The organism is Rhizobium sp. BK313 (genome assembly GCF_014193655.1).
GTDB lineage: Bacteria > Pseudomonadota > Alphaproteobacteria > Rhizobiales > Rhizobiaceae > Rhizobium.
The window spans coordinates 122,111-144,911 of the sequence record NZ_JACHZQ010000004.1; the positions used below are offsets into that span (position 1 = coordinate 122,111).

The 22,801-nt window shown below is 60.1% G+C and carries 24 protein-coding genes; 10 read left to right on the forward strand and 14 right to left on the reverse strand.

Going from position 1 to position 22,801, the window contains the following annotated elements:
- The first annotated feature begins 205 nt into the window (after positions 1-205).
- Positions 206-1,834, forward strand: coding sequence for a hypothetical protein (locus tag FHT86_RS20885; protein WP_246779595.1), 1,629 nt, complete (start codon positions 206-208; stop codon positions 1,832-1,834).
- A gap of 36 nt (positions 1,835-1,870) precedes the next feature.
- Here FHT86_RS20885 and FHT86_RS20890 read toward each other — a convergent pair whose 3' ends face one another.
- Complete coding sequence (locus FHT86_RS20890; protein WP_133709398.1) at positions 1,871-2,455, reverse strand: cation transporter; 585 nt, start codon at positions 2,453-2,455, stop codon at positions 1,871-1,873.
- Positions 2,456-2,678: 223 nt separating this feature from the next.
- Between FHT86_RS20890 and FHT86_RS20895 the strand changes: the two genes are divergently transcribed.
- Positions 2,679-4,742, forward strand: coding sequence for an acyltransferase family protein (locus FHT86_RS20895; RefSeq protein ID WP_133709849.1), 2,064 nt, complete (start codon positions 2,679-2,681; stop codon positions 4,740-4,742).
- On the opposite strand, the gene FHT86_RS20900 is transcribed toward FHT86_RS20895, so the two are convergent.
- A complete protein-coding gene (locus FHT86_RS20900) occupies positions 4,737-6,128 on the reverse strand; it encodes a sigma-54-dependent transcriptional regulator (protein WP_133709399.1) in 1,392 nt (463 codons plus the stop codon). The genes FHT86_RS20895 and FHT86_RS20900 overlap by 6 nt on opposite strands.
- Entirely contained in the window at positions 6,125-7,987 is a 1,863-nt protein-coding gene (locus FHT86_RS20905; RefSeq protein WP_133709850.1) for a sensor histidine kinase, read from the reverse strand. The genes FHT86_RS20900 and FHT86_RS20905 overlap by 4 nt, the downstream gene beginning before the upstream one ends.
- A 234-nt stretch (positions 7,988-8,221) precedes the next feature.
- Here FHT86_RS20905 and FHT86_RS20910 point away from each other — a divergent pair, with 234 nt between their 5' ends.
- A complete protein-coding gene (locus FHT86_RS20910; RefSeq protein ID WP_133709400.1) occupies positions 8,222-9,547 on the forward strand; it encodes a dicarboxylate/amino acid:cation symporter in 1,326 nt (441 codons plus the stop codon).
- Positions 9,548-9,636: 89 nt separating this feature from the next.
- Here the strand turns inward: FHT86_RS20910 and FHT86_RS20915 are convergent, their stop codons facing one another.
- The 6 genes from FHT86_RS20915 to FHT86_RS20945 all read right to left on the reverse strand — a co-directional run bounded on the left by FHT86_RS20915 (position 9,637) and on the right by FHT86_RS20945 (position 12,117).
- Positions 9,637-9,831 (reverse strand): hypothetical protein, encoded by a 195-nt coding sequence (locus tag FHT86_RS20915; RefSeq protein ID WP_166656890.1) that lies wholly within the window; start codon positions 9,829-9,831, stop codon positions 9,637-9,639.
- Positions 9,832-9,912: 81 nt separating this feature from the next.
- Positions 9,913-10,176, reverse strand: a complete 264-nt coding sequence (locus FHT86_RS20920; protein WP_166656880.1) for a hypothetical protein — start codon at positions 10,174-10,176, stop codon at positions 9,913-9,915.
- A 225-nt stretch (positions 10,177-10,401) separates the two neighbouring features.
- The gene (locus tag FHT86_RS20930) at positions 10,402-10,545 is read right to left on the reverse strand and encodes a hypothetical protein (RefSeq protein WP_166656891.1); all 144 of its coding nucleotides are present in this window, start codon (positions 10,543-10,545) and stop codon (positions 10,402-10,404) included.
- 14 nt (positions 10,546-10,559) lie between these two features.
- Positions 10,560-10,871 (reverse strand): BON domain-containing protein, encoded by a 312-nt coding sequence (locus FHT86_RS20935; RefSeq protein WP_246779596.1) that lies wholly within the window; start codon positions 10,869-10,871, stop codon positions 10,560-10,562.
- Positions 10,872-10,956: 85 nt separating this feature from the next.
- Positions 10,957-11,313 carry a hypothetical protein gene (locus tag FHT86_RS20940; protein WP_166656892.1) on the reverse strand — a complete coding sequence of 119 codons (357 nt, stop codon included), beginning with the start codon at positions 11,311-11,313 and terminating at the stop codon, positions 10,957-10,959.
- 78 nt (positions 11,314-11,391) lie between these two features.
- Positions 11,392-12,117 (reverse strand): MgtC/SapB family protein, encoded by a 726-nt coding sequence (locus FHT86_RS20945; protein ID WP_133709402.1) that lies wholly within the window; start codon positions 12,115-12,117, stop codon positions 11,392-11,394.
- A gap of 135 nt (positions 12,118-12,252) precedes the next feature.
- Here FHT86_RS20945 and FHT86_RS20950 point away from each other — a divergent pair, with 135 nt between their 5' ends.
- From FHT86_RS20950 to FHT86_RS20970, 5 genes are all read left to right on the forward strand, one after another.
- Complete coding sequence (locus FHT86_RS20950) at positions 12,253-12,480, forward strand: hypothetical protein (protein ID WP_133709403.1); 228 nt, start codon at positions 12,253-12,255, stop codon at positions 12,478-12,480.
- A 176-nt stretch (positions 12,481-12,656) separates the two neighbouring features.
- Entirely contained in the window at positions 12,657-13,091 is a 435-nt protein-coding gene (locus FHT86_RS20955) for a CBS domain-containing protein (RefSeq protein ID WP_133709404.1), read from the forward strand.
- 35 nt (positions 13,092-13,126) lie between these two features.
- Positions 13,127-13,774, forward strand: a complete 648-nt coding sequence (locus FHT86_RS20960; RefSeq protein WP_133709405.1) for a protein-L-isoaspartate(D-aspartate) O-methyltransferase — start codon at positions 13,127-13,129, stop codon at positions 13,772-13,774.
- A 242-nt stretch (positions 13,775-14,016) separates the two neighbouring features.
- On the forward strand, positions 14,017-15,030 hold the full coding sequence (locus FHT86_RS20965; protein ID WP_133709406.1) for a substrate-binding domain-containing protein: 1,014 nt from the start codon (positions 14,017-14,019) through the stop codon (positions 15,028-15,030).
- Between the two features lie 4 nt (positions 15,031-15,034).
- Positions 15,035-15,568, forward strand: a complete 534-nt coding sequence (locus tag FHT86_RS20970; protein ID WP_133709407.1) for an NUDIX hydrolase — start codon at positions 15,035-15,037, stop codon at positions 15,566-15,568.
- A 30-nt stretch (positions 15,569-15,598) separates the two neighbouring features.
- Here FHT86_RS20970 and FHT86_RS20975 read toward each other — a convergent pair whose 3' ends face one another.
- The 4 genes from FHT86_RS20975 to FHT86_RS20990 are packed head-to-tail and all read right to left on the reverse strand — an operon-like array spanning position 15,599 to position 19,763.
- Complete coding sequence (locus tag FHT86_RS20975; RefSeq protein WP_133709408.1) at positions 15,599-16,792, reverse strand: ABC transporter permease; 1,194 nt, start codon at positions 16,790-16,792, stop codon at positions 15,599-15,601.
- A 4-nt stretch (positions 16,793-16,796) separates the two neighbouring features.
- Positions 16,797-17,918 carry an FtsX-like permease family protein gene (locus tag FHT86_RS20980; RefSeq protein ID WP_246779597.1) on the reverse strand — a complete coding sequence of 374 codons (1,122 nt, stop codon included), beginning with the start codon at positions 17,916-17,918 and terminating at the stop codon, positions 16,797-16,799.
- 35 nt (positions 17,919-17,953) lie between these two features.
- Entirely contained in the window at positions 17,954-18,670 is a 717-nt protein-coding gene (locus tag FHT86_RS20985) for an ABC transporter ATP-binding protein (RefSeq protein WP_133709410.1), read from the reverse strand.
- 1 nt (position 18,671) lies between these two features.
- A complete protein-coding gene (locus tag FHT86_RS20990; RefSeq protein WP_133709411.1) occupies positions 18,672-19,763 on the reverse strand; it encodes an efflux RND transporter periplasmic adaptor subunit in 1,092 nt (363 codons plus the stop codon).
- A 160-nt stretch (positions 19,764-19,923) separates the two neighbouring features.
- Between FHT86_RS20990 and FHT86_RS20995 the strand changes: the two genes are divergently transcribed.
- The gene (locus tag FHT86_RS20995; RefSeq protein ID WP_133709412.1) at positions 19,924-20,949 is read left to right on the forward strand and encodes an AraC family transcriptional regulator; all 1,026 of its coding nucleotides are present in this window, start codon (positions 19,924-19,926) and stop codon (positions 20,947-20,949) included.
- Positions 20,950-20,976: 27 nt separating this feature from the next.
- Here FHT86_RS20995 and FHT86_RS21000 read toward each other — a convergent pair whose 3' ends face one another.
- Positions 20,977-21,741, reverse strand: a complete 765-nt coding sequence (locus tag FHT86_RS21000) for an IclR family transcriptional regulator (protein WP_133709413.1) — start codon at positions 21,739-21,741, stop codon at positions 20,977-20,979.
- Between the two features lie 118 nt (positions 21,742-21,859).
- On the opposite strand from FHT86_RS21000, the gene FHT86_RS21005 reads away from it, so the two are divergent.
- Positions 21,860-22,789 (forward strand): polysaccharide deacetylase family protein, encoded by a 930-nt coding sequence (locus FHT86_RS21005; RefSeq protein ID WP_133709414.1) that lies wholly within the window; start codon positions 21,860-21,862, stop codon positions 22,787-22,789.
- Positions 22,790-22,801: the final 12 nt, after the last annotated feature.

Sequence of the window (22,801 nt, forward strand, 5' to 3'; positions counted from 1 at the left end):
CACGCGAGCAATCGCCGGCCCCGTCAATCGAGAGGCAGTGCTGTGCCCGCCTCTTCGCGGCCACTATCCTTATCCAGCCGGCAAGTCAGCCTCGCTCCATCTTGTTTGTCCTAATGTTCCATGCCCGAAACTATCGCACGGGCTGAGTGGACAGCGAGGCGCTTCAACGCGCTTCGACAACAGGACTGAAGAGGAATGCTCCCGCATGCTGAAGACCTTTGACGACTGCGCGCCCGGCCTCGCCCTGAGCAGCAAAGCGGCCGAGACCGCAGGCGCGCCGTTCGAGCAGTCCGGCAAGGGCAGGGATGCGCTTCTCAATTGCCTGATCTCCGGGGGAGACGAGAGATTGGAGTGCGAGCCGGCGACCGGCCTTAATATGTATGGTCACGGGCCATCGCCCCGGCCGCAGGACTTGGCCTTCGGCTCTTCGACGGCATCGACCATTTCCGCACCGGCTTTCGCGGCGGTTCAGGCTTACTACGCGGACCTTTTGCGCGAAATGGAAAGCCGCCCCGCCGCCGACATCTATGCGCGGGAGATTGCACAGTTGCGAGCAAACCTGCTGCTCCTGCTCGGCCTCGATCAGAACCCAGGATCTTCGCGGGTGGATGCCGTCATGGCGACGTCGGGCACCGATATCCATCTTTTCGCAGCGGCGCTGCTTGCGCGCCAAGACGATCAAACTTTGATGACCATAACGCTGATGGGCAACGAGACCGGGAGCGGGGTCATGGCCGCGGCGTCCGGCCGCCATTTCATGAGCCGCGTCAGCAGCGATCGCTCCGTTGGCAAGGGCGAGGAACTGAGCCCCGGACATGGCACGCGAAATACGTCGGTCGCTGTGCGCAATGCGGACGGTACGCTTCGGAGCGAAGAAGAGGTCGAGTTCGAATTGAAGGGCCTGATCGAACTTGCCCGAGCTGCAGGCCTCAGATGCCTTTTGGTTGTCACGGATGTTTCGAAGACCAGCCTGCTTGCGCCGGGACTTGAAACGGTTTTCCGCCTGAAAGCGCGTTTTGGCGCCATGCTCGATATCATGATCGACGCGTGCCAGTTTCGCGTCTCCGCAGCAACGATCCGCGCCTATCTCGCGCATGATTTCCTGGTGGCGGTCACTGGTTCCAAATTCCTCGCCGGTCCGATTTTCAGCGGGGCGCTATTGTGCTCGCCTCGGATGTCGGATCGCCTGAAGCAGCGGCCTTTGCCGGCGGCGCTTGCCGATTATTGCGCGAAAGCGGATTGGCCGGAGGGCTGGGCGGCCCGGGACGTGCTGCCGCATCGCGCCAATTTCGGCCTTTTGCTGCGATGGAAGGCGGCTCTGTTCGAGCTTGAGCGCTTCGTCGGTGTGCCCGAGGAAAAGGTGATTGCCGTGCTGTCCGCGTTCGCTGAGGCGGTCGGAGAGCGGCTCAAACAAGACAGCGCCTTTGAACTACTCGACACGCGGCCGATAGACCGGAAGCGTTTATGGGACGGATCGAATGCTGCGCGATGGGACGACATACCGTCGATCTTTTCGTTCTATCTATGTAATCCCCAACGGGGTGGCATCCTGACGGCGACGGAGACCGCCGCGGTCTACAAGAATCTAGCCGTCGAACACAGTGACCTTGTGCCGGTGCGCCTCGGTCAGCCCGTTCGTTGTGCCGATTTCGGCGACATGCCGGCAAGCGCCTTAAGAATATGCCTGAGTGCGCCATTGATCGTGCAGGCTTGTAACAGCGCTGATGCGCTTGATGGCCTGATCTCACAGGCAATGACCGTCCTGGATCGAACGGTTGACGCGGTAGCGCAATTGGCGTCTCAGCCGAGCATCGCCCGCGCGTCGGGCGTCTAGGTTCGGGCTCCAAGTGCACCGCGTGAGCACCTCGCCTCACGCGGCCGCACTTTGCTCGCCTCTGGCCGCCGTCCAGACCGCGCGCGCCGCGTCGGCGTTCACGGCTGCGATGGCGATGCCGACGATCAGGTCCGGCCAGGCAGAGTTCCAGAGAAATGCGGTCGTGAGACCTGCGGCAATGATGGCGACATTGGCCAGTGAGTCATTGCGGGCCGAGAGAAAAGCGGCGCGGGTAAGGCTGCCGCGGTGCTCGCGAAAGCGAACCAGCATCATAGCGCAGGAGAGATTGATGGCGAGAGCGCCAAGGCCCGCCAGTGACAGCGGCAAGGGTTCCGGCGCAACCGGGGTCATGAATTTCTGCCAGGCGGTCCAGATGGTTGCCAGTCCGGGAACGAGCAGGATCGCAGCAAGGGCCATGCCGACACGGGCGCGATTGCGGGCGCTCCAGCCGAGTGCCATCAGGATCAGGAGGTTGACCGACGCGTCTTCAAGGAAATCGACGCTGTCGGCAAAGAGCGACACCGAACCGATGGACAGCGCCACCACAAACTCGACACAGAAATAGCCGAGGTTCAGAAACGCCACACGCCTGACCACGTTGTGGAGTGCAGTGTCCGTCATGCTCGCTCTCCATTCTCCTCGCCGACCTCGCTCATCAAAGGCTATCAGGTCTCCCTTGCAAACCTCTGACGTCCGCCAATCCTCAGTTATTCGGCTGAACAAGACGAATACAGGCAGGACTTAAGTCGCTTCCGGCCGGTTTTTCAGCCTGGCGTCAGTTCATCGCTATAACAGCTTCGCGGGGCAGAACCCTCGTGGCCTTCGGAGACCAAGATTGAATCTCATAGTATTGCGTGATTCTCCTCCTCCGGAGCTCGTGCGCCAGCCTATTCCAGGCCATTTCAGATACCGGGCTGATATCGACGGGCTTCGCGCCCTGGCGATCCTGCCCGTCGTGCTCTACCACGCCGGTATTCCGGGCTTCAGCGGTGGGTTCGTCGGTGTCGATGTTTTCTTCGTCATCTCCGGATTCCTGATGGCCTCGCTGATCTCGGGGGAAATCGCCGGCGACGATTTCAGCATCTTGCGCTTTTACGAGAGGCGAATACGGCGAATTTTTCCAGCGCTCTTTGCTGTTCTTGCCGCCTCCTCGGTGGCGGCATGGCTGCTTCTAATGCCGGTCGAGCTGGAATATTTCGCCCGCAGCCTGAGGGCGGCCGCATTGTTTACCTCGAACATCCAGTTCGAGAAGGAGAGCGGCTATTTCGACATCGGCGCACAGATGAAGCCGCTGCTGCACACCTGGTCGCTCGCGGTCGAAGAGCAGTTCTACATTCTGTTTCCGTTGCTGCTGGTAGCACTCAGCCGATTTGCGCGGCGCTACATGGTACCCATTCTACTTGGCCTGTTGATCGTTTCGTTCGCGGCGAGTGCCTGGATGGTCTTCCGGACTCCGACGGCGGCATTCTACTTGCTGCAGTTCCGCGCTTGGGAATTGCTTCTTGGCGCGTTGCTGGCCTTCAACGTGATACCGAGACCGGCGCGGCCTGTGGTGCGGGAGGCCCTGGCCGCCCTCGGTATAGTGCTTATCGCCCTCGCCGTGTTTGGCTTTACCGACCATACCCCGTTTCCAGGCCCGGCGGCCTTGCTACCCTGCCTCGGCGCGGCCTTGGTGATCTATGCCGGAGCTGAATATGGATTGGCTGGCCGGGCGTTGCGGGCAAGACCCCTGGTATTCGTCGGGTTGATTTCCTATTCCCTCTATCTCTGGCATTGGCCGATCATCGTGTTCAGCCGCGAAGTCTCCGGCCGGGAACTCTCCCTGGTCCAGGGTGGTTTGATCGTCTTTGCTTCGCTTGTTTTCGCAGCACTGTCGTGGCGGTTTGTCGAACGGCCATTTCGCGGTCGTAGCAGCCGCTTGGGTCGAAGGTCGTTGTTTGCGGCGGCAGCGGTGGTCATGGTCGCCATGGTCGGGTTCGGCAACTATGTCATTCGTGACAGCGGCGTGCCGGGTCGCCTCCCAACCGACGTGCAGAAGGTCTATGCGGCGACATACGACATCAGCCGCTTCGGCGTGCCGCCATGCTTTGCTGACTCCGATACGACCGGTCCGTCTTTGTCCGACATACGCGCCGGAAAACTTTGTCCGCTCGGTGTCGACGGATCAAGCACTCCTGCCTTCCTCGTTTGGGGAGACTCGCATTCGGGAGCCATGTCTCCGGCGATCGATGGGGCCGCAAAACAGGCCGGCGTTTCCGGTTTGTTTGCAGGGCACGCATCATGTCCGCCGTTGCCGGATGCGCAACTTCCGGTTCACGGTGATGTGAAGCGATGCGACGACTTCAATGCCGCGGTCCGCGATCTGGTTACATCGAGGCACATTCCGCTGGTGTTCCTGATCGCCTACTGGCCGAAATATGTGCATGACGCCGAGCTGCCGAAAGAAGGCGTCTACTTCGATCCATCGGTGCCGCCACCATTGCAGGACAAGTCTGCGCCGGTGACGGCATCTCTCGATCGTCTGATGGCAGAGTTGACGCGGCAGGGAACCAAAATAGTGTTGGTCATGGATGTACCGGAAATGGGCCACTACATGCCGGAAGCCATCGCCAAGGCCGTAATGACCCATACATCGACCGACGTTGCGCCACCGTGGAACTACGTTGCGAGACGGCAGGTGCTCTCGCGCGCCATTCTAACCCGCCTCGCAGCCAAGTATGGTGCAACCATAGTCGACCCGCTGCCTGCGATCTGCCACGACGGGCATTGCGATGCGACACAAGACGGCATGCCGCTTTATAAGGACGCCGACCACATCACGGCTGCGGCATCGAGAAGGCTCAGCTACCTGTTCTCTCCTGTATTCGTAGCCCCGGAGCGAACGCGCAGTCTGTCTGGCAATTCATGACTTGTTCAACGCAGGACTTTGCCGGTCGTCTCCGTCAAAGCCTGCAAAATCTCCCCTGACGATACCGTGGCGTTGAAGCTTGTCGTAGAAGGTCTTCCGGGGGATACCGAGGGCCTCGATTGTCCGGCGCACGTCACCGCCGTTTTGAGCGAGCGTCTCACGGATGAGTTCGGCCTCGTAGCGCTCGACGCGGGCGGGTAGGGGCAGGGTTGTATCAGCAGAGGGGATTTCGTTTGGCTTCGACCCAGCCGCCGATTCCAGGCCAAGAACGAAACGCTCGGCAAAGTGCGAAAGCTCCCGAACATTGCCTGGCCAGTCGTGGTTCTGCAAATGGCGGCGGACAGCGGCGGAGATAGCGGGTACTTCGCGTTTGAAGCGGCTGGCGGCGCGGTCCGCGAAGTATCCGAAGAGCAGGGCGATATCATCACGCCGATCGCGTAGCGGTGGGATGGAGATGGTGACGACGTTGAGGCGGTAATAGAGATCCTCCCGGAAATCGCCACGCTGGCGCGGATCGCTGAGATCGACTTTCGCCGCAGCGACGACACGAAGATCGACCGGGCGGACCTCGTTGGTGCCGAGTGGTGTCACCTCGCGCATCTCCAGGACACGCAACATCTGCACCTGTATTGCCGGCGGCATGCTCTCGATCTCATCGAGAAACAGCGTGCCGGCGCTTGCATGTTCGATGCGGCCGATACGCTTCTTCTGCGCGCCGGTGAAGGCGCCAGGCTCGTGGCCGAAAAGCTCGCTTTCGATGACCGTCTCGGGCAGGGCGCCGCAATTGAGCGCGACGAAATTGCCTGTCGCCCGCCGGCTCCAGCGATGCAACAGGCTCGCGACCACTTCCTTGCCGCTGCCGGTCTCGCCGGTCACCAGCACATCGACATCCGTATCGGCGATCTGCCGCAGGGTATGGCGCAGCCGCTCCATCGCCGGCGTCTGGCCGATCAACGGCAGATCGCCCTGCGCCTGTTCGGCCGCAATGCGAAGGGCGCGGTTTTCCAGAACGAGCCGGCGCTTTTCCGCCGCTCGCCGCACGCTTTGCACCAACCGATCGGTCGCGAAGGGTTTCGTGAGGAAATCATAGGCGCCGTCCTGGATCGCCTTCACCGCCATCGGGATATCGCCATGACCGGTGACCAGGATGACCGGCAGGTCCGCATCCTGCTCCTTGACGCGGCTGAAGAGCTGCTGCCCATCCATTTGCGGCATGCGGATATCGGAGACGATCACGCCGGCAAAACCTGCGTCCAGCGCTCCGAGCGCATCCGCCGCGGTGGAGAAAGCAGAGACGGAAAAGCCCGCGAGTTCAAGCGTTTGTTTCGTTGCGTTCAACAAGTCCTTGTCATCGTCTACCAGGAAGACACTTGAAACGTCGCTCATGAAATCGCCTTGCGCAGATGAATGGTGAAACGGGTGCCGGTCTCGCTGCTTTCAACGTCGATGCGGCCGCCATAGTCGGCGACGATGTCCTTGGAGATGACAAGACCAAGGCCGAGGCCCTTTTCCTTCGACGTGTTGAAGGGCGTGAACAGTGAATGGAGGATCGCCGGCGGAATGCCGGGGCCATTGTCGGAGACGACGACCTCCACACTCTCCTTCGTGTCGCGCGTCGAGACTTCGACTTTTGCCTGGTCACGGCCTTCCAATGCCTCGAGCGCGTTCTGGAAGAGATTGATCAGCACCTGCTCGAGGCGAACCCGCGTGCCGATGACCGTCAACCCGGCGGGCGGAAGATCGATCGCCAGCGCATCGAGTCGGCCGGCAAAACGGCTTCTGAGCAGGATCACGGCGCCTTCCATAACGCTCCTGAGTTCCACCGGCTCCGGTGCGCTACGCCCCTTGCGGGCGAATGCCTTCAGCTCCTCGGTGATCGTGCCGATCCGCTCGGTCAGGGCCGCGATGAAGGAAAGGTTTTGCTTCACGGGCGCGATCTGTTTTCGCTCCAGAAAGATATGGGCATTGTCGGCATAGGCACGGATGGTCGCGACTGGCTGGTTGATCTCATGGGCGACCCCGGCGGCGACCTGGCCGAGAATCGCAAGGCGGTTGGCCTGCACCAGTTCCTGCTGCACGACCTGCAGCTTCGCCTCGGTCGCGCGGTGATCGGAAATTTCCGCTTCGAGACGATCGCGGGCGCGGCTGAGATCTTCGGTGCGCTCCAGCACGCGTCGTTCCAGCTCCTCGCGCGCAATTCTGCTGATGGCGATCTGCATCGCCGACACATGGCGGCGCCGCAGCAGGAAGGCGGCAATCGCGAGGATTGGTAACAGCACGGTCAGCGAGAGGAAGCGCGTTTCGCGAACGGTGGCGGAAATCGCTTGATCCGTTGGAACGAGATAGTCCAACTGCCAAGGCGTGGAGGGGACCGATGTCGTCAGGCGCAGGTATTCCGCAGCGCTGCTACCCGGTAGGACTGCGCGCACGATCGTGGCATCCGGACCAATGGCTTCGGGACGTGCGATCGGCAGAGGTGTCAGCGGCGCATCGCCGAATTGCAGGCTCTTGCGGATAGCGGCGAGATTGTCGGCAGACAGCAGTGACGCCGTCATGAAGCGCCAGGACGGAATACTCGTGATCAGCACGACGCCATGCTCGTCGGTCACATAGGCCGGACGGCCGGCTTCGCGCCAATCGGCTTCGAGCTGGTCGAATTCCATCTTCACGACCACGACACCCAGCGCCCCATCGGCATCGCCGACACGACGGGAGATGTAGAGACCGGGGCGATTGCTGACATTGCCGAGCGCAAAATGCTCGGCAGTTCCCGTCTCCATCGCCCGGCGGAAGTAGTCGCGGAAGGAATAGTCGTTGCCGACGAAGCTCAGCGGTTCGCGCCAATTGCTCGATGCGATCGCCACCCCGTCCTTGCCGGTGACGTAGAGCACGGAGGCCTTGGTACCGGAAACGAGGCTTTCGAGCTTGCGGTCGAGCGTTGTGACGGCATCGCCCTTTGCCGCCGCGAGCGCATCGCGCACCTGCTGGTCGTCCGCCAACAGCAATGGCAAGGCGCGGGGGCGTTCAAGGACGGCTCTCAGCAACGCGACCTTCAGGTTCGCATCGGTGCGACCTTGGCCCTGCAATGCCTCGATTGCCGTCACGCGGCCGTAAACGCCCGCGCCATAGAGTGCGGCCGCGATGACGAGCGCGCAGAAGATCGTAAAGATCAACCAGACCCGGCGAGAACGTCGGCTGAGTTGCTCTGGCGTCGAAAATCGTTCGATGGGCGGCCGCTGCAGCATCATGACATTGTGCATGATTTCGCGCGGGCCGCAATTCAATCTGTGCGGATTGCCGCACAAATCTGGAGCGTCACCCACGCCGCCATCATAAAATATGTTTAAAATCAATAGCATATGAGAATACCCTTGATCTGGCACGCCTGTTGCACCGTCACGCCAAACAGTCGGAGGCTGTTGAAGATTGGTCGTTGCCCGGAGGACCGAGGGATCGGTTGGGCACAACGGAGGATAATCATGATTGTACCCGTCGCTGCCGAAACACACGGCAAACTTCCCTTTTACCGGCATCTCTATGTGCAGGTTCTCGCCGCCATCGCCGCCGGTATCCTGCTTGGGCATTTCTATCCGCAAACCGGCGCATCGTTGCAGCCACTCGGCGATGCCTTCATCAAGCTGGTGCGCATGGTCATTGCGCCGGTCATCTTTCTGACGGTGGCAACCGGCATTGCCGGCATGTCGGACCTGAAAAAATTCGGCCGCGTCGTCGGCAAGGCGCTCCTCTATTTCCTTGTCTTCTCGACGCTGGCCTTGGTCGTCGGCCTTATCGTGTCGAACGTCCTGCAGCCGGGCGCCGGCATGCATATCAATCCGGCAACGCTGGATACGAAGGCTGTGAACAACTACGCGGCGCAAGCGCATGACGCCTCTGTCGTCGGCTTTCTGATGAACATCATTCCGGACACGATCGTCGGCGCCTTCGCCAAGGGCGACATTCTCCAGGTCCTCTTCTTCTCGGTGGTCTTCGGCATCGCGCTCGGCGCAGTCGGCGAACGCGGCCGGCCGGTGCAGGATTTCCTGCAGGTGCTGACGGCGCCGATTTTCCGTATGGTGTCCATCCTGATGAAGTTCGCGCCGATCGGTGCATTCGGCGCCATGGCCTTCACCATCGGCAAATACGGTATCGGCACGATTGCCAACCTGGCATTCCTGATCGGCACCTTCTATCTGACGTCGCTGCTGTTTGTGCTCGTCGTGCTCGGCGCTGTCGCCCGCTACAATGGCTTCTCGATCCTGGCGCTGATCCGCTATATTAAGGAAGAGCTGCTGCTGGTGCTCGGCACCTCTTCTTCGGAAGCCGCATTGCCCGGCCTGATGAACAAGATGGAACGCGCCGGCTGCAAGCGCTCCGTCGTTGGCCTCGTCATTCCGACGGGCTATTCCTTCAACCTCGACGGCACCAATATCTACATGACACTGGCAGCGCTCTTCATCGCCCAGGCAACCGATACGCCTCTGACGTTCGGTGATCAGATTCTGTTGCTGCTGGTGGCAATGCTGAGCTCCAAGGGTGCTGCGGGCATCACCGGCGCTGGTTTCATCACTCTCGCCGCGACGCTCTCCGTCATTCCTTCGGTTCCGATCGCCGGCATGGCACTGATCCTTGGCATCGACCGCTTCATGTCGGAATGCCGCGCGCTGACCAACCTCGTCGGCAACGCCGTGGCGACAATCGTCGTCGCGCGCTGGGAGAATGAACTCGATCAGTCGAAATTCTCAGCGGCCATGGCCGGACAATTGACCAGCGATGTCGATGTGCCCGCATTGCAACCTGCCGAATAACGACGCCGTCGGTACCATCTGAAAATACGGAAACGGCCTCCCTTTCACGGGGAGGTCGTTTTCAATTTCCGTGCTTTCGTCCAGTCACTTCAGCATCTTGCACCATTCTCTTCGCGCTGTCCTGGCATCGGGGCAACGATGCGCATCTGGTTCCAGCGTGATTTCATCGCCACGTTGACGTTGAGATCGGTGCCTTGAATTAAGCCGGAACATCGGCCGCCACCGGACGTTAGCCAATAGAGTTGCAGGCCGTGCCAAACGGACATGATGGTGCTGGAGAACATGGAGATTTTTCCGTTTTCTCTCCATGGCCGACGAAATGGCAGGCGAGCTTCTGATCCATCCGGTCTGCAGCCCTACACTTTTCAACGATAGACAACATGGACGAGAGCCTGAAGCTCTGTCGGCTGTTCCAATCGCAGCAATAAACCGTTTTCGAGGTAGACAATGACAGGACACATCACGAGCGTGGTGTCGTCAGCGGCACGATCGACGTCGACACCATCATCTCCACGCAGATCTGAAGTATCGCACCGGCCAAACGGGCGGTTTTTACTCATCGCAGCGCTGATGATTGCGATACCGGGAGGCATGTCCGCGCAACAAATGCCGAACAGCGACCATTGCAATGCCCCCGATGCCAGAAGCCAGACCGAAGGTGGACAGACGACACCGCACCCTCAGGATAGCGCCGGACAAAAACTTTCAAACTGCGACGGTGTGCTGAAACCGCCGGCGACAGGAGACAACGCAATGGAAAAGCCAGCACCACGTGGCGGCACGATGCCGGTCATACCGCCCGGCAACGTGCCGGACGAGCAGGGAAGCAACACACCGCCAGCCAAGTGATGCTCCTATGGCTTCGGTTCCGGTTGCTCGATGGTCGTCTGGGCGACGGTCGAATCCTGATTGTTTCCGGTCGCGAACGGTTTAATGACGATGATGCTGAGGACCGAGGCCACCATCAATGCCAGAATGATGATCAGCAATGTGCGCATGTCTGTCTTCGCTTCTATCGCGGCTTGCGGATACAGAGATTGCTGTCATGACCACTAATGCCGCTCACCTGACGGGAGTGGGTTTCGGCTCGTCGCTTGGCCTCGTCGTTTTCGACTGATCCTTCGATGAGAACGCGGCCGCTGCTGACGGAAACGAAGATGCCGGTGGCATCGAGCAACGGGTCTGCATTCAATCTCTCATGGATTTCTGCGCGAATCTCGGCATCAGGCCGCCACTGCGATTCGGAGACCTTGAATGGGTTTCTCTCTTCGGCAGGCCGCGCGTGCGGTGTCGCGGCGCTATGTTCCTTGTGCTGACGTTGCATGACGCCCTCCTTCATTGAAGCCATGAGGCCCAACAAGGAAAAGGCCATAAGGTTCCATACCCGTATGTTTGCTTTCGGCCGCCGCCTATCGCCCCTTAAGAACTCCATGCAGTAAAAAGCCGGCGAGGCCGCCAATTGCCAGCATGGCGGCATTGCGCATTATGTGACGCTCTCGCGGCCGCGAAGCCTTGACCGCCTCGGCAATCCGGCTGGCGGCTGGATCCGAGGCTTGGCGGCGCTGCCTGTCATAATCGGGAGTATCTGCCGACCGGGCATCGTCTGTGCCCGGTTCGGAATAAACGTGTTTCGCTTGCGGCTTGTCCTCGCCCGGACCGTCGATATCTCCAGAACCGCCCGCAGCCTGCTCGAGTGCTTGCCACCTGCGGATATCGGCTTCAGCGGAGGGCTTATCTTTCGTTTCCGTCCCTTTGATTTTGACCATGGCATCCTCCTGTCATTCGCAGGGCAAACCATCGCCGGCCAAGAATGTTCCCCGGCGGCCATCCTTGGGCATGCATGGTCAAGTGGTCGTTGTCATCATCTCGAAAGACACGACCTTGTAGCGCTCTTCGACGGCGGCCAGAAGTTCCGACGCGCCGCCGCTGATGCCCGCATGCTTCCACCCCACTTGATAGCAGGCATGAACCGCAGCATCGGGCGCACTTATCGACTTGGCGATAAAACAGAATGAATATCCGATTGGATCGAAGAGTGTTTGGATCTTTGCGATATCGGCGCTGCCCGCCAGCTCGATCACCACGCGCGCCCTTTGCCGATGCGGTATCAGCTCATCGAACCATTTGAAAGGCGACAGCACAATAAAGGCCGCAACGGCTCCAGCGGACCCGACCACCAGCTGTCCGCCACCGATGCACAGCCCAATCGCCGTCATGATCCAGAGCGTTGCCGCCGTCGTCACGCCGGTGACCAAATCGCTGCGCTTGAGAATCGCGCCGCCTCCGATAAAGCCGACGCCGGTCAGTACGCCGAGCGGAAAGCGCAGGATGTCCATGGAGACGAAAGACTGGAATGTTTTGCCGGTCATGGAAAGCAGCAAGTTGGCCTGGATCATCGTCAGGCATGCCGCCAACCCAACCAGGATCGTCGTCCGAAACCCGGCGGCATGGCCACCGGCTTCGCGATTGAGGCCGATCAGCGCGCCGGCGGCGATGACCAGCAGGAGGCGTGTCGCGATATCCATCCATGTGGGGTTCAAAGGCATGATCTCGATCATTGTGCTCGGCATCGCACCCTCCTCGCATCCCTTTCATGGCTGATCTCGAACGCCGGAACAAAGCTGGAAGGATTTCGTTCCGCCTTCGAGGAGATGAGAAGGGCTTTGCCGATGGCCCACCCACTATGAAATCTCAGGAGAACGCGCATGACCATAACCGCAAAAGATATCGTCTCCGTTCTTGGACCTATCGATGAAACACTGATGGCGGATGTGTCTGCGACCGGCGCAACGCTGGGAGAGCTCGCGGAAGCCTGGGCCTGGGTCAACAATGATGAGGCCCTGATCGGCGAGGGCAGGACGCTGCCGAGCGGCAAGGTGGCTGAACTCGTAGATCTGCTTTCTGCCGGTGAAGACGACGAATTCGAGATGTAATTCCGAATATCGCGATGCGGTCTGGAACAGATCGACGCCTCGCTTGTTGTTGTAGCGGGCCCTCAGAAGAGGGTGCTGCGACCAATGGGGAGCCGGGCGCCGCCCGATCTAAGGTCGCTGGAGACATGTGTCCTGCGCCTAAGGGCCGGACACGGCGTCCGATCATGGAGGAACCAATGAAAGTTCGAGACGCCATGACGCACGACGTGCGCATCACCAATCCCGACGAGACCATCCTGCAGGCCGCACAGACGATGGCAGATCTCGATGCCGGCATCCTGCCGGTTGGCGACCATGATCGCTTGGTCGGCATGATCACCGATCGTGATATCGCCATCCGCGGCATCGCCAAGGGCAAAGGCCCGGACGCGAAGGTCCGCGATGTAATGACATCGGAGGTCAAATATTGCTTCGACGATCAGGAGATTGACGAGGTCTGCCGCAACATGGGCAATATCCAGGTTCGGCGTCTGCCGGTGCTGGATCATAGCAAGCGACTGGTCGGTATCCTCTCGCTCGGCGATATCGCCGTAGCCCACGGCAACGGTGTCGCCGGCGAAGCGTTGAGAAGCATTTCGCGTCACGGTGGCGAGCATAGCCAAACAGCGTGAACCTGAGCGTGTTTCGATCGTTGAGACAGCCGGCGATGCGCGCGCGTCTTCGTATGGTGGAAAAGCAGATCGCCGGGCGCGGCATTCGTGACCCGGCGGTGCTGGATGCTATGCGCCTGGTGCCTCGGGAAATGTTCGTCGAGAAGGGCTTCGAGATGTTTGCCTATAACGACTGCCCCCTGCCGATCGGCAAGGGGCAGACGATTTCGCAGCCCTATATGGTAGCGCTGATGATCGAGGCAGCCGAAGTCAAGCGCGACGACACGGTGCTCGAAATCGGCGCGGGACTTGGCTATGCGACCGCTATCCTCAGCCGCATAGCTGCTCATGTCATTGCCGTAGAACGCCACGCCTCTCTGGCGGCAGGAGCAGCCGAACGGCTGCACCGTCTCGGCTACGACAATGTTGATTTGCATTGTGGAGACGGTTCAAGGGGATGGCCGAAAGCTGCGCCCTTCGGCGCCGTCCTTGTCTCCGCCGCTGCACCGGAAGTGCCGCAGGCCCTGAAAGAACAACTGGCCATAGGTGGCCGGCTGCTTATCCCGGTTGGGCCGGAGGAGGGCAGGCAGACGCTTCTGAAAATAGTCAGAAAAGGCCCGGATGATTTTACGACCCAAACTCTCGGTGCCGTGATTTTCGTGCCGCTGATCAGCGAGCGGGGCGGAACTGAAGACTATGATTGATCACGTCGCTTTTAACCGCGCAACCGGTAGCGCCGAGATGAAACTTGTTCGGTACCGCCGACTGGCACTTCACCAAACACGCATTCTCACCTCCGCATTCGGCCATCTTGCAAGCGCGTGCAAATGCCGCATAACCTCCGTCAACTATCAACAGCTTTCTTCACAAAACTGTCACGGCAACGGCTCAGAGGATGATGCACGCAATTGCAAAATTGGCAGAGTCGCAGGAGCAGGAGGGCCGTGTGTCGCAGAAAGTGTTCGTGAGCGCACAGGAGGTGGCGGATCGCGCAGGTGTCTCCCGCTCGGCTGTGTCGCGCACGTTCACGCCGGGAGCGAGCGTGTCGCCCGAGACGCGCCGGAAGGTGCTCGAGGCGGCCGACGCACTGGGTTATCATGTCAATCATCTCGCTCGTGGGCTGATGCGCAACGAAAGCGGGATTGTCTGCCTGATCGTATCCGACATGGCCACTCCGCATCGCTCCGGTCTGATCAAGGCGCTGACCGAGCAGTTGCAGAGCGCGGGTAAGATTGCCATGCTCGTCAACACCGATCTTTCGGACGGCAGTGTCGACTTGGCACTGCGCCAGGCGATCCGCTACCGCGCCGACGCCTCGATTATCCTCTCGGGTATGCCCGATAAGTCTATCACGCAGCTCTGCCTGAAGAGCGGCCAGCGACTGGTGTTGATCAATCGCGATGACGAGCAAGATGGACCGTTGCGGATCAATCTCGACGACGAAGAGGCCGCCAGCCGTGTCGTGACGGCTTTCCTTCGCGCCGGCTGCCGCAAGTTCGCCTTGGCCAATTCGGAGGCCGGCACGCCAAGTCTCATGGCAAGGGAGAAGGGCTTCGTCGCCGCGGCCAGGACGCATGGCCTGGATGTGATCGTCGAGCGTTATGGCTGGACCAGCTATGAGAGCGGCAGAGTTCTGGCGCAGCGGCTTCTCACTCAGAGCCAGCGGCCGGATGCCGTCTTCTGCGCGACCGACCTTCTTGCTTGCGGCTTCATGGATGCCGCCCGCAACCAGTTTTCCCTCTCCGTCCCCAACCAACTGTGTGTCGCTGGTTTCGACGATATCGAGCAGGCCTCCTGGGCATCCTATCAACTGACGACCTTTGCCCAACCGCTCGCCACGATCGCGCAGGAGGCAGTCTTGTGGCTCGACAGCAAGGAGGGTGCAAACTCGCAAGGACGAGCGCACGCCATTCGCCTTCATGCCGATCTCGTATGGCGCGGCTCGGTCAGGGGTGGCTGACGGCATGGCACCTTTGATCTCAGAGCAGACAAAATCCTCCGGTGGATCGGACAGATTTCTGTCTGATCTTGCCTCCCATGCGGATGCGCTGTTTCACGGTCCGATATACGAGCAATATGCGGCGATCTGTTACCGGAAACATCCCGAATTTGGTACGGCAGAAGTGGTCATCGTCACAAGCCGCGAAAGCGGGCGCTGGGTCATTCCGAAGGGCTGGCCGATAAAAGGGAAAAAGCCGCACGAGGTTGCCGCCATAGAGGCCTTCGAAGAAGCCGGCGTGCGCGGCAAGATCAAGAAGAAACCTTTCGGCTATTTCACCTACTTGAAGCAACACGCCGACGGCCACCGTGTTCCCTGCATCGTCCAACTGCACCTTCTGGAAGTCGAAAAGACCTGCGAGGACTTTCCGGAGAGGGGTCAGCGCCGCAGTGAGTGGGTCTCCTTCATCGAAGCCGCAAGCCGCGTGCGCGAACCAGAACTCAAGGGCCTTCTCCTGATGGCCGACCGAAAGCTGAGGCGGATGAAAGCGAAGAAGTAGCATTGCTGCGCCTGCGCCCCGTCAGCCGGCCTATGTTCGCCCGCTCATTGCCAGTCGCAATGGAATCCGTGTTGCAGCCACTGCCGGCAATGCGCCGCCGATAGCGCCGATGATCAACGACAACCAAACGGCCTTCATTACCAGTGAGGGAGACAGGGTCAGTTGAAATCCAATCTGGGTATGATCGGCGCTCATCGTCGAAGCGGTCCAACCGTTCAGGACGAGATAGGAAAAGCCAATGCCGATCACGCTGCCAAGGCAGGTCAGCATCATTGACTCTATCCACGTGCCGGCAAAGGCGGCACGCCGGCTGAAGCCGATTGCTCGGACGGTAGCGATCTCGGTGCTGCGATCCGAAACAGAGCTGAACATGGTCGTCATCGCGCCGACCACTGCGCCTGCGGCCATGGTCATCGCCAGCGGCCAGCCGATAAGAAGGATCAGCTTCGACGTGCGTTCCGCAAGCCCCGCGAAATAATCCTGTTCCGACCGCACTGTCAGCCCGATCTGCGGTGTATGCGCCGCCATGGATTGCAGCGCCGGCAAAACTTCCTGGTTGGTGAGCTTGATCCTGACGCTCTGGATCAGATTGGGGCGGTTGAACAGCGTCTGCACCACGCCGATATCCGCCAACATCTCGGATTCGAAGACCGATCCGCCGGCGTCGAAAATACCGACGATGGTCCATTTCGATGTGCCGAGTGTCAGTTGCTCGCCGATCTCCAGTCCTTTGTAATCAAGGCTCAGCCGGCGACCGACGACGATCTCGCTGGTACCGGGATTGAACATCCGGCCACGAACAATCCTGACATTGGGACGCACGCTGAGGCCAAACGGCCCGATACCGCGCAAGGACAGTGTGGAAAGCAATCCGCCGGACTTTTCCGGCACCTCCACCGGAATGACCATCTCCGGCGATATCACCGGGGCCCCCGCCGCATCGGTTGCGATGCCGGTGACGCCATCAAGATAATGAAGCTGAGACGGTTCGATCCGGCTGCCGAGTTCCGTCGCCGCTCCTTTGCCAAGAGCGATGGCGATGTCCCCGGAGCCGGCTTGCAACAGGGATGTGCGAAAGCCATTCGACATTGCCAGGAAGCCAAGCAGAACTGTGACGACCATCGCAACGGAAAATACCAGCGAAAGAGAAGTCCATATCCGGCGGCGGAGCGATTTCAGATTGGATGTGGTCAGAGCCAGGGATTGGTTGATGATCGAGCTCATAGTCTCATCTTTCTCTCAAAGCTGCGTTGGGCGGCACTCTGATGGCATTGAAGGCCGGTGCAACACCCGTTGCCAGGGCCAGCAGCACCGCCAGGCCGGTTGCCCCGAGAACGATCGGGGGAGTGAGCACGAGATCCGGCACGATCGTGCGGAGCGGCTCTCGCAAAAACATGATCGCGGTAAAGGCAAAGCCGAGACCCAAGCCAAGGCCTATCGCAAACAAGGCGAACGTCTCCGCCAGGACATTGCAAAGAATGAAGCGCCGCGAAAAGCCAAGCACCTTCAATACGCCGATTTCCTTCTTTCGCTCGCGGATGGCGAAGAACATGGTGTTGGCCACGATCATCAAAATGGTTGCGAACGCCACTCCAACCACCAGACGCACGATGGTTGCGATATCGGCAAACTGTGCGATGAAGGCCTTCATGAACTCGGCCTCCGTCTGCGTCCGGGTCTCGTAGGCGGAATTGGCAAACAGGGCGTCGACGGCTTTGATGACGTCGTCGGGGCGAACACCATTTTTCGGCACGACGCCGAAGCTGCTGACGGTATCGCGGTCAATGCTGCGCTCGGAATTGATGTAGTCGTACCGCGCCGTGACGAAATGCGTGTCGGCGGATTGCTTGCCATCCAATATGCCGACGATTTCAACTTCGAAGTCCGAGCTGCCATCGGCCTTGAAGAAACTTGACGTATTCAGCGTGATCTTTTGCCCAAGCACCCAACCCTCTTGTGTTGCGATGCTGCGGCCTGCGATGGCGCCGTTGCGAATCTGACTAAAGCGGGCAAGCGCGTCGGCGGGGATATCGTATTGATCGCCGATGAAGGCCGCAAAGCTGCCGGGCTCTACGGCCGTCAGGCCCAGAAAATTCGTCGGCGTCTGATAGGTCGCACGGCTGCGAGCCATGTATGTCGCCCCGGCGATATCGGGCAATGCCAGGATCCTGTCGTAATAGCTGATCGGCAAAGGCTGGGCGTCGCCGATCCGGTTGGTCACAACCAACCGCTCTGAATCCACCTCGCCACCGAGAAAACCGTGTTCGAAGCTCGTCAGGACGAGATAGATGAAGAAGGCGATGGCAATGCTCGCGATCAGCAGCACGCTGCGAGTCGGCTTACGTGCCATGCTCCGACAAATGAGAGTGAAGCGGCCCATGACGGTTACGCGGCCTCCCGTTCGACAAATCGACCTTTATCCAGGCGCAGGACACGCTTGGCGGAACGCGCAGCGGTGTCGTCATGGGTGACCATGACGATGGTCTTGCAGAGGTCCTTGTTGAGGATGCGCAGCATGGCAAGCACGTCTTCGGCGGAATCGCGATCGAGATCGCCGGTCGGCTCGTCGCAGAGCAGCAGCTTCGGATCGCCTGCGAGCGCCCGGGCGATTCCCACGCGCTGCTGTTGGCCGCCCGAAAGTTCCGATGGCAGATGTTTGCGCCGGTCGGTGAGACCGACAAGCGACAGGATCGTCTCGACCCGCTCACGGCGCTGGCGTCCAGTCAGGCTCGTCAACAGCAGCGGAAGCTCGACATTCTGCTCTGCCGTCAGCATCGGCATCAGATTGTAGAATTGAAACACGAAGCCGACATTGGCGCCTCGCCATTTTGTAAGAGCGCTTTCGCTCATTCGGCCGATGCGCACATGTCCGAAATTGATGTCGCCGGCATCGGGGCGATCGATGCCGCCGATGAGGTTCAGAAGCGTCGACTTGCCGGAACCGGACGGACCGACGATCGCAACGAAATCGCCGCCGCGGATGGTCATGGTCAGATCCGAAAAGATCGTCACGCTGTTCTTTCCGATCCGGTAGTCCTTGCGCACATTGTTGATCGAAATGCTGCCGTCTTCCGGCGCCGATACGCTGTTGCTGTCGTCCATCTCAAAATCCTCTTCCATCCATGTCCGCTTGAAGGTCTGGAGCATCCAAAGTGACTTTTGCCGCCATGTTCGGCAGCGCGCGAGAGGGCGGTGTCAGGAACTCCAGCCGCGCAGTCACTGTGCCTTTCTGCAATGAAGCTGCCGGCACGATCGTCCGCACCCGCATTTTGAATTGCCGGTCAGGAAACGCGTCGAGAATGGCGAGTGCCGTCTGATCGGGCTGTATCCGCGCGGCATTTGACTGTGCGATATCGACGTCGATGGTCAGGGAGTCCGGGTCGAGAAGGATTGCGATCCCGTCTCTCGGTCCACCGCCATCCGTTCCCGAAGCAACCATATCTCCCAGGCTGACTAGCCGGGCGACGATCACGCCGTCAAATGGTGCAACAATCTGGTGGAGCGACAGGGTTCTTTCCTGCTTCTCCACCTGTAGTCGTGCGGTCTCGGCCGTCTGCCGCGCAACGTCCAGATCGCTGGTCAATTGCACAGCAGCCAGACTGTCGGCATCGAGGCTGCTGGTCGCGGCAGCGCCCCGCTCGACGAGCAATTTGGTGCGCTCCAGCGTCTTGCGAGCCTGTTCCAGCGAGACCTCGACCCGGCGTGCCGCAGCGGCGGCAGCGACGGCCTGCGATTTGGTGATCCGCAGCTCGATCTCGTCCGTCGCTGTATCCAAACGCGCAACGACCTGTCCCGCGACAAAATGATCGCCGACATCCAGTGGCAGGTCGACCACTCTCCCGCCGATCTCCGGCCGCAGGGTGATCATCCGTGCGGCAACGACATAGCCGGAACCGATAACGGCCTGGGGCAGTGGCTTTGTAGATTGTTCTTGGATGGCAAGGGCTTTGCTTTGTGAAGAGGAGTCGGCCTCTTTTGCCGGCTCGGCGATGGTTCCCGTTACGAAAGCTCTCCAAAGCGCATCGGTAGATGGCGGCCTGACATAGGCGGCTGCCGCAAGTGCTAACGCGATGCCTACCACCGTCATACCGAGCATCCGGAAGCGGCGGATAGGGAGCGTGCCTCGGGGAGGGGGCACGTCGCGGTCGATCGACAGTGACCGAAGCCGCGTTGCGATATTCGCTTCAGCATTCATGGTGAGGTCTCCAGACGTTTATAGCGTCAATGTCCGCCGCCGAAGCGTCTGGAGCGACCTCGATCATGATTTAGCACGTCTCGGATCGCGATCTGGATCGCCGGAAGCCGCGAGTCAGGCCATAGTGACGGCGAATATGTTTGCCCGAGGAAGGGGTCTCATGCTGTTCGTGCCGCTCCCGTTTGTCGTCGCTCTCCTGCTCCTGCTGCTGTTTGTGGCGGTGGTGCGGCGCGATGACGAACTCGCGGCAAACCGCCCGTTCCTCGTCCTGGTCCTGCTTTGCGCCGTACAATCAGTTCTCGTCGGGCTGCGCTTGGGCTACGGTCTGCAGTGGATTGGCTATCTGGCGCTCGTTATCCCAACGGTTATGCCGCCGCTGGTTTATGCCGGCGTGCGCAAGCTGGGCGTAGATAGTCCCAGGCGCTGGCCAGCTCTTTTAGGCTTCTACAGCTTTCCCGCCGTGGTCGTCGCCGTGCTGGTCGTTGTCTGGCCTGAGGCCATCGATATCGCGATGATCCTCATTCAAATCGCCTATGCCCTGGCCTTGCTCTGGCTTGTCCGACCTGGTCCTGACGCACTGCGTCTGGCGTCATTCGAGGCTGCGCAGCCGGCCCATCGCGCGCTTGTCTTTGCTGCCGCTGCATTGTGCTTCTCGGCGATGATCGATGCGCTGGTGCTATTTGATTTCGGGTGGACCCATGGCGCGCATGTCGGCATGATCGTCAGTATCGCCAATCTTCTTGGCCTGTTCATACTCGGGGCTGCTGCAGCGGCTGCCAGCCGGAGCTCCACAGACGCCGAAACTCCGGATATCGAGCCTCCGTACGACCCCGCCGAAGACAAGGATACGATTGCCAAAATTCATGAGCTGATGCAGGAGAAAAAGCTCTATCGCGACGCCAATCTCAATCTTGAGCGTCTGGCCCGCAGGGCCGCGATGCCGTCGCGGCGCATATCGAGCGCCATCAACCGGACTATGGCCAAAAACGTCTCGCAATATGTCAACGACTATCGCATCGCCGAGGCGTGCCGGCTCCTTGCGGAAACGGATCAATCCGTGACGGAGATCATGCTGGAAGCCGGCTTTCAGACCAAATCGAATTTCAATCGCGAGTTCCGTCGCGTCACCGACATGACGCCTGTCGCTTGGCGCGAGAAGTGTGCTTATTCACCAAATCCGGTTTAGCGCCACCGGAAACGACACAGCTCATAGTCATGTCTTCGCCCTATATCCAAGACTGCGGCTGATCTCGTCCGCAGCGCTGCGCAACATCAGCAGGAGCGCCTCGCGGCGTTCGACGTAACGGCTGGTCAATGTGCCGAGATTGAGGGCGGCAACGACGCTGCCGTTGGCGTGGAAGAGCGGGGCTGCGATGCCGGTCGAGCCGGTGACGAACTCCTGATCGTTGATCGCATATCCGTCGCGGCGCACTTTGGCTAGGATATCGCGGATGTCCTGAAGCTCGGTGACGGTATAGCGGGTGTAGGAGAGAAACCGCACGCGGGCGAGATAATCCTCCACAGTCTGCTGGGACGCGTGGGCGAGCATGACGCGGCCGGTTGCTGTGCAATAGGCGGTGATTGCGGCGTCCAAATTCACATCATAACGCACAGGATGGAGGCTAACGCACTTTGCCAGCCTGCGGACGTCACAATGGGCGTTCATGGTGCTGAGCAATACCGTCTCGCCGGAGAGGTCGCGCAGGCGTTCCATGAAGGGCGTGGCGGTGACCACCAGCGGTTCCTCGTGGCGGCGGAAGGGAAAACCATGCCGGCCCGCCTCGACCAGCATGTAGCGTCCGGCTGCATCCTGCACGAGATGGCCGCGCGCGGCGAGCGTCTGGACCAGCCCATGCGCGCTGCTTTTTGGCAGCGTCAGATCCCTGATGATCTGCGACAAGGCCACCGCCTCCCGCCGTTCGGCCATATATTCCAGGATGTCGAGGATACGACCGGCGCTCTTCACCTCCGAGTTCATGTACGTGAACGATTCCCCCGTTGTTGATCAATTGATCGGCTTGTAACAGTTTTGCCTGGAAAAACGACACCGGCAAGACATCACCCTTCGAAAGACGGGCGCAGCGATGGAAACCACGATGAGCGAGACGCAAAAGCAAGCGGCGATCAGTGAACCTTGGCTCTGGCCGGACGATCTCTGGCAGAAGAGCGTCAATAAGATCCGCGCCGGGCGATCACTGAGGCCGGCAAAATGGAAGAACGGCGCCCGCATGGCGGTGGCCTTGTCCTTCGATGCCGATCACGAGACCATGGAGCTGCGTAACGGCGGTGTTTCGTTCGGCCGCATGAGCCAGGGGCAGTACGGTGCTCGTTCGGGCATGCCGCGTATCCTCAAACTTCTCGACAAATACGCAGTTCCTGCCTCGGTCTTCATGCCGGCGGTATCGGCGATGATCAATGCCGATGAAGTGCGTTCTGTCGTGGCCTCGGGTCACGAACTTGGCATGCATAGCTGGATTCATGAGTTCAATTCGCGCCTGGACGAGGCGACCGAACGGGATCTTGCTTTGCGCGCCGCCGATGTGCTGGAGCGTATTTCCGGTGTGCGGCCGGTCGGCATGCGCACGGCTTCCTGGGATTTCAGCCCCCATACGCTGAAGATCGCCCGTGAAATGGGCCTGCTCTACGATTCCTCGCTGATGGCCGATGATGAACCCTACGAGCTGCTCGAAGACGGCGAGCCGACGGGTGTCGTCGAAATTCCGGTGGAGTGGATCCGCGACGACGCCCCTTATGTGGCGATGGATCGCATGACCGGGGCAAGGCCCTATGGTGGTCCATCGATGGTCCTCGATATTTTCCAACGTGAGCTGGAAGTGGCGTATGAGGAGGGCGGGCTTTTTCAGCTCACGCTTCATCCCCACCATGTTGGCCATCGCTCGCGCATTTTTATTTTGGAAGAGATCATCCGCCAGGCGCAGGCCAAAGGCGACGTATGGTTTACCACCCACGCGGAACTTGCCGCCTATTGCGCAGCGGAAGCCGGCTTGCAAGCATCGGGCAAGTAAAGCGACAGGCGC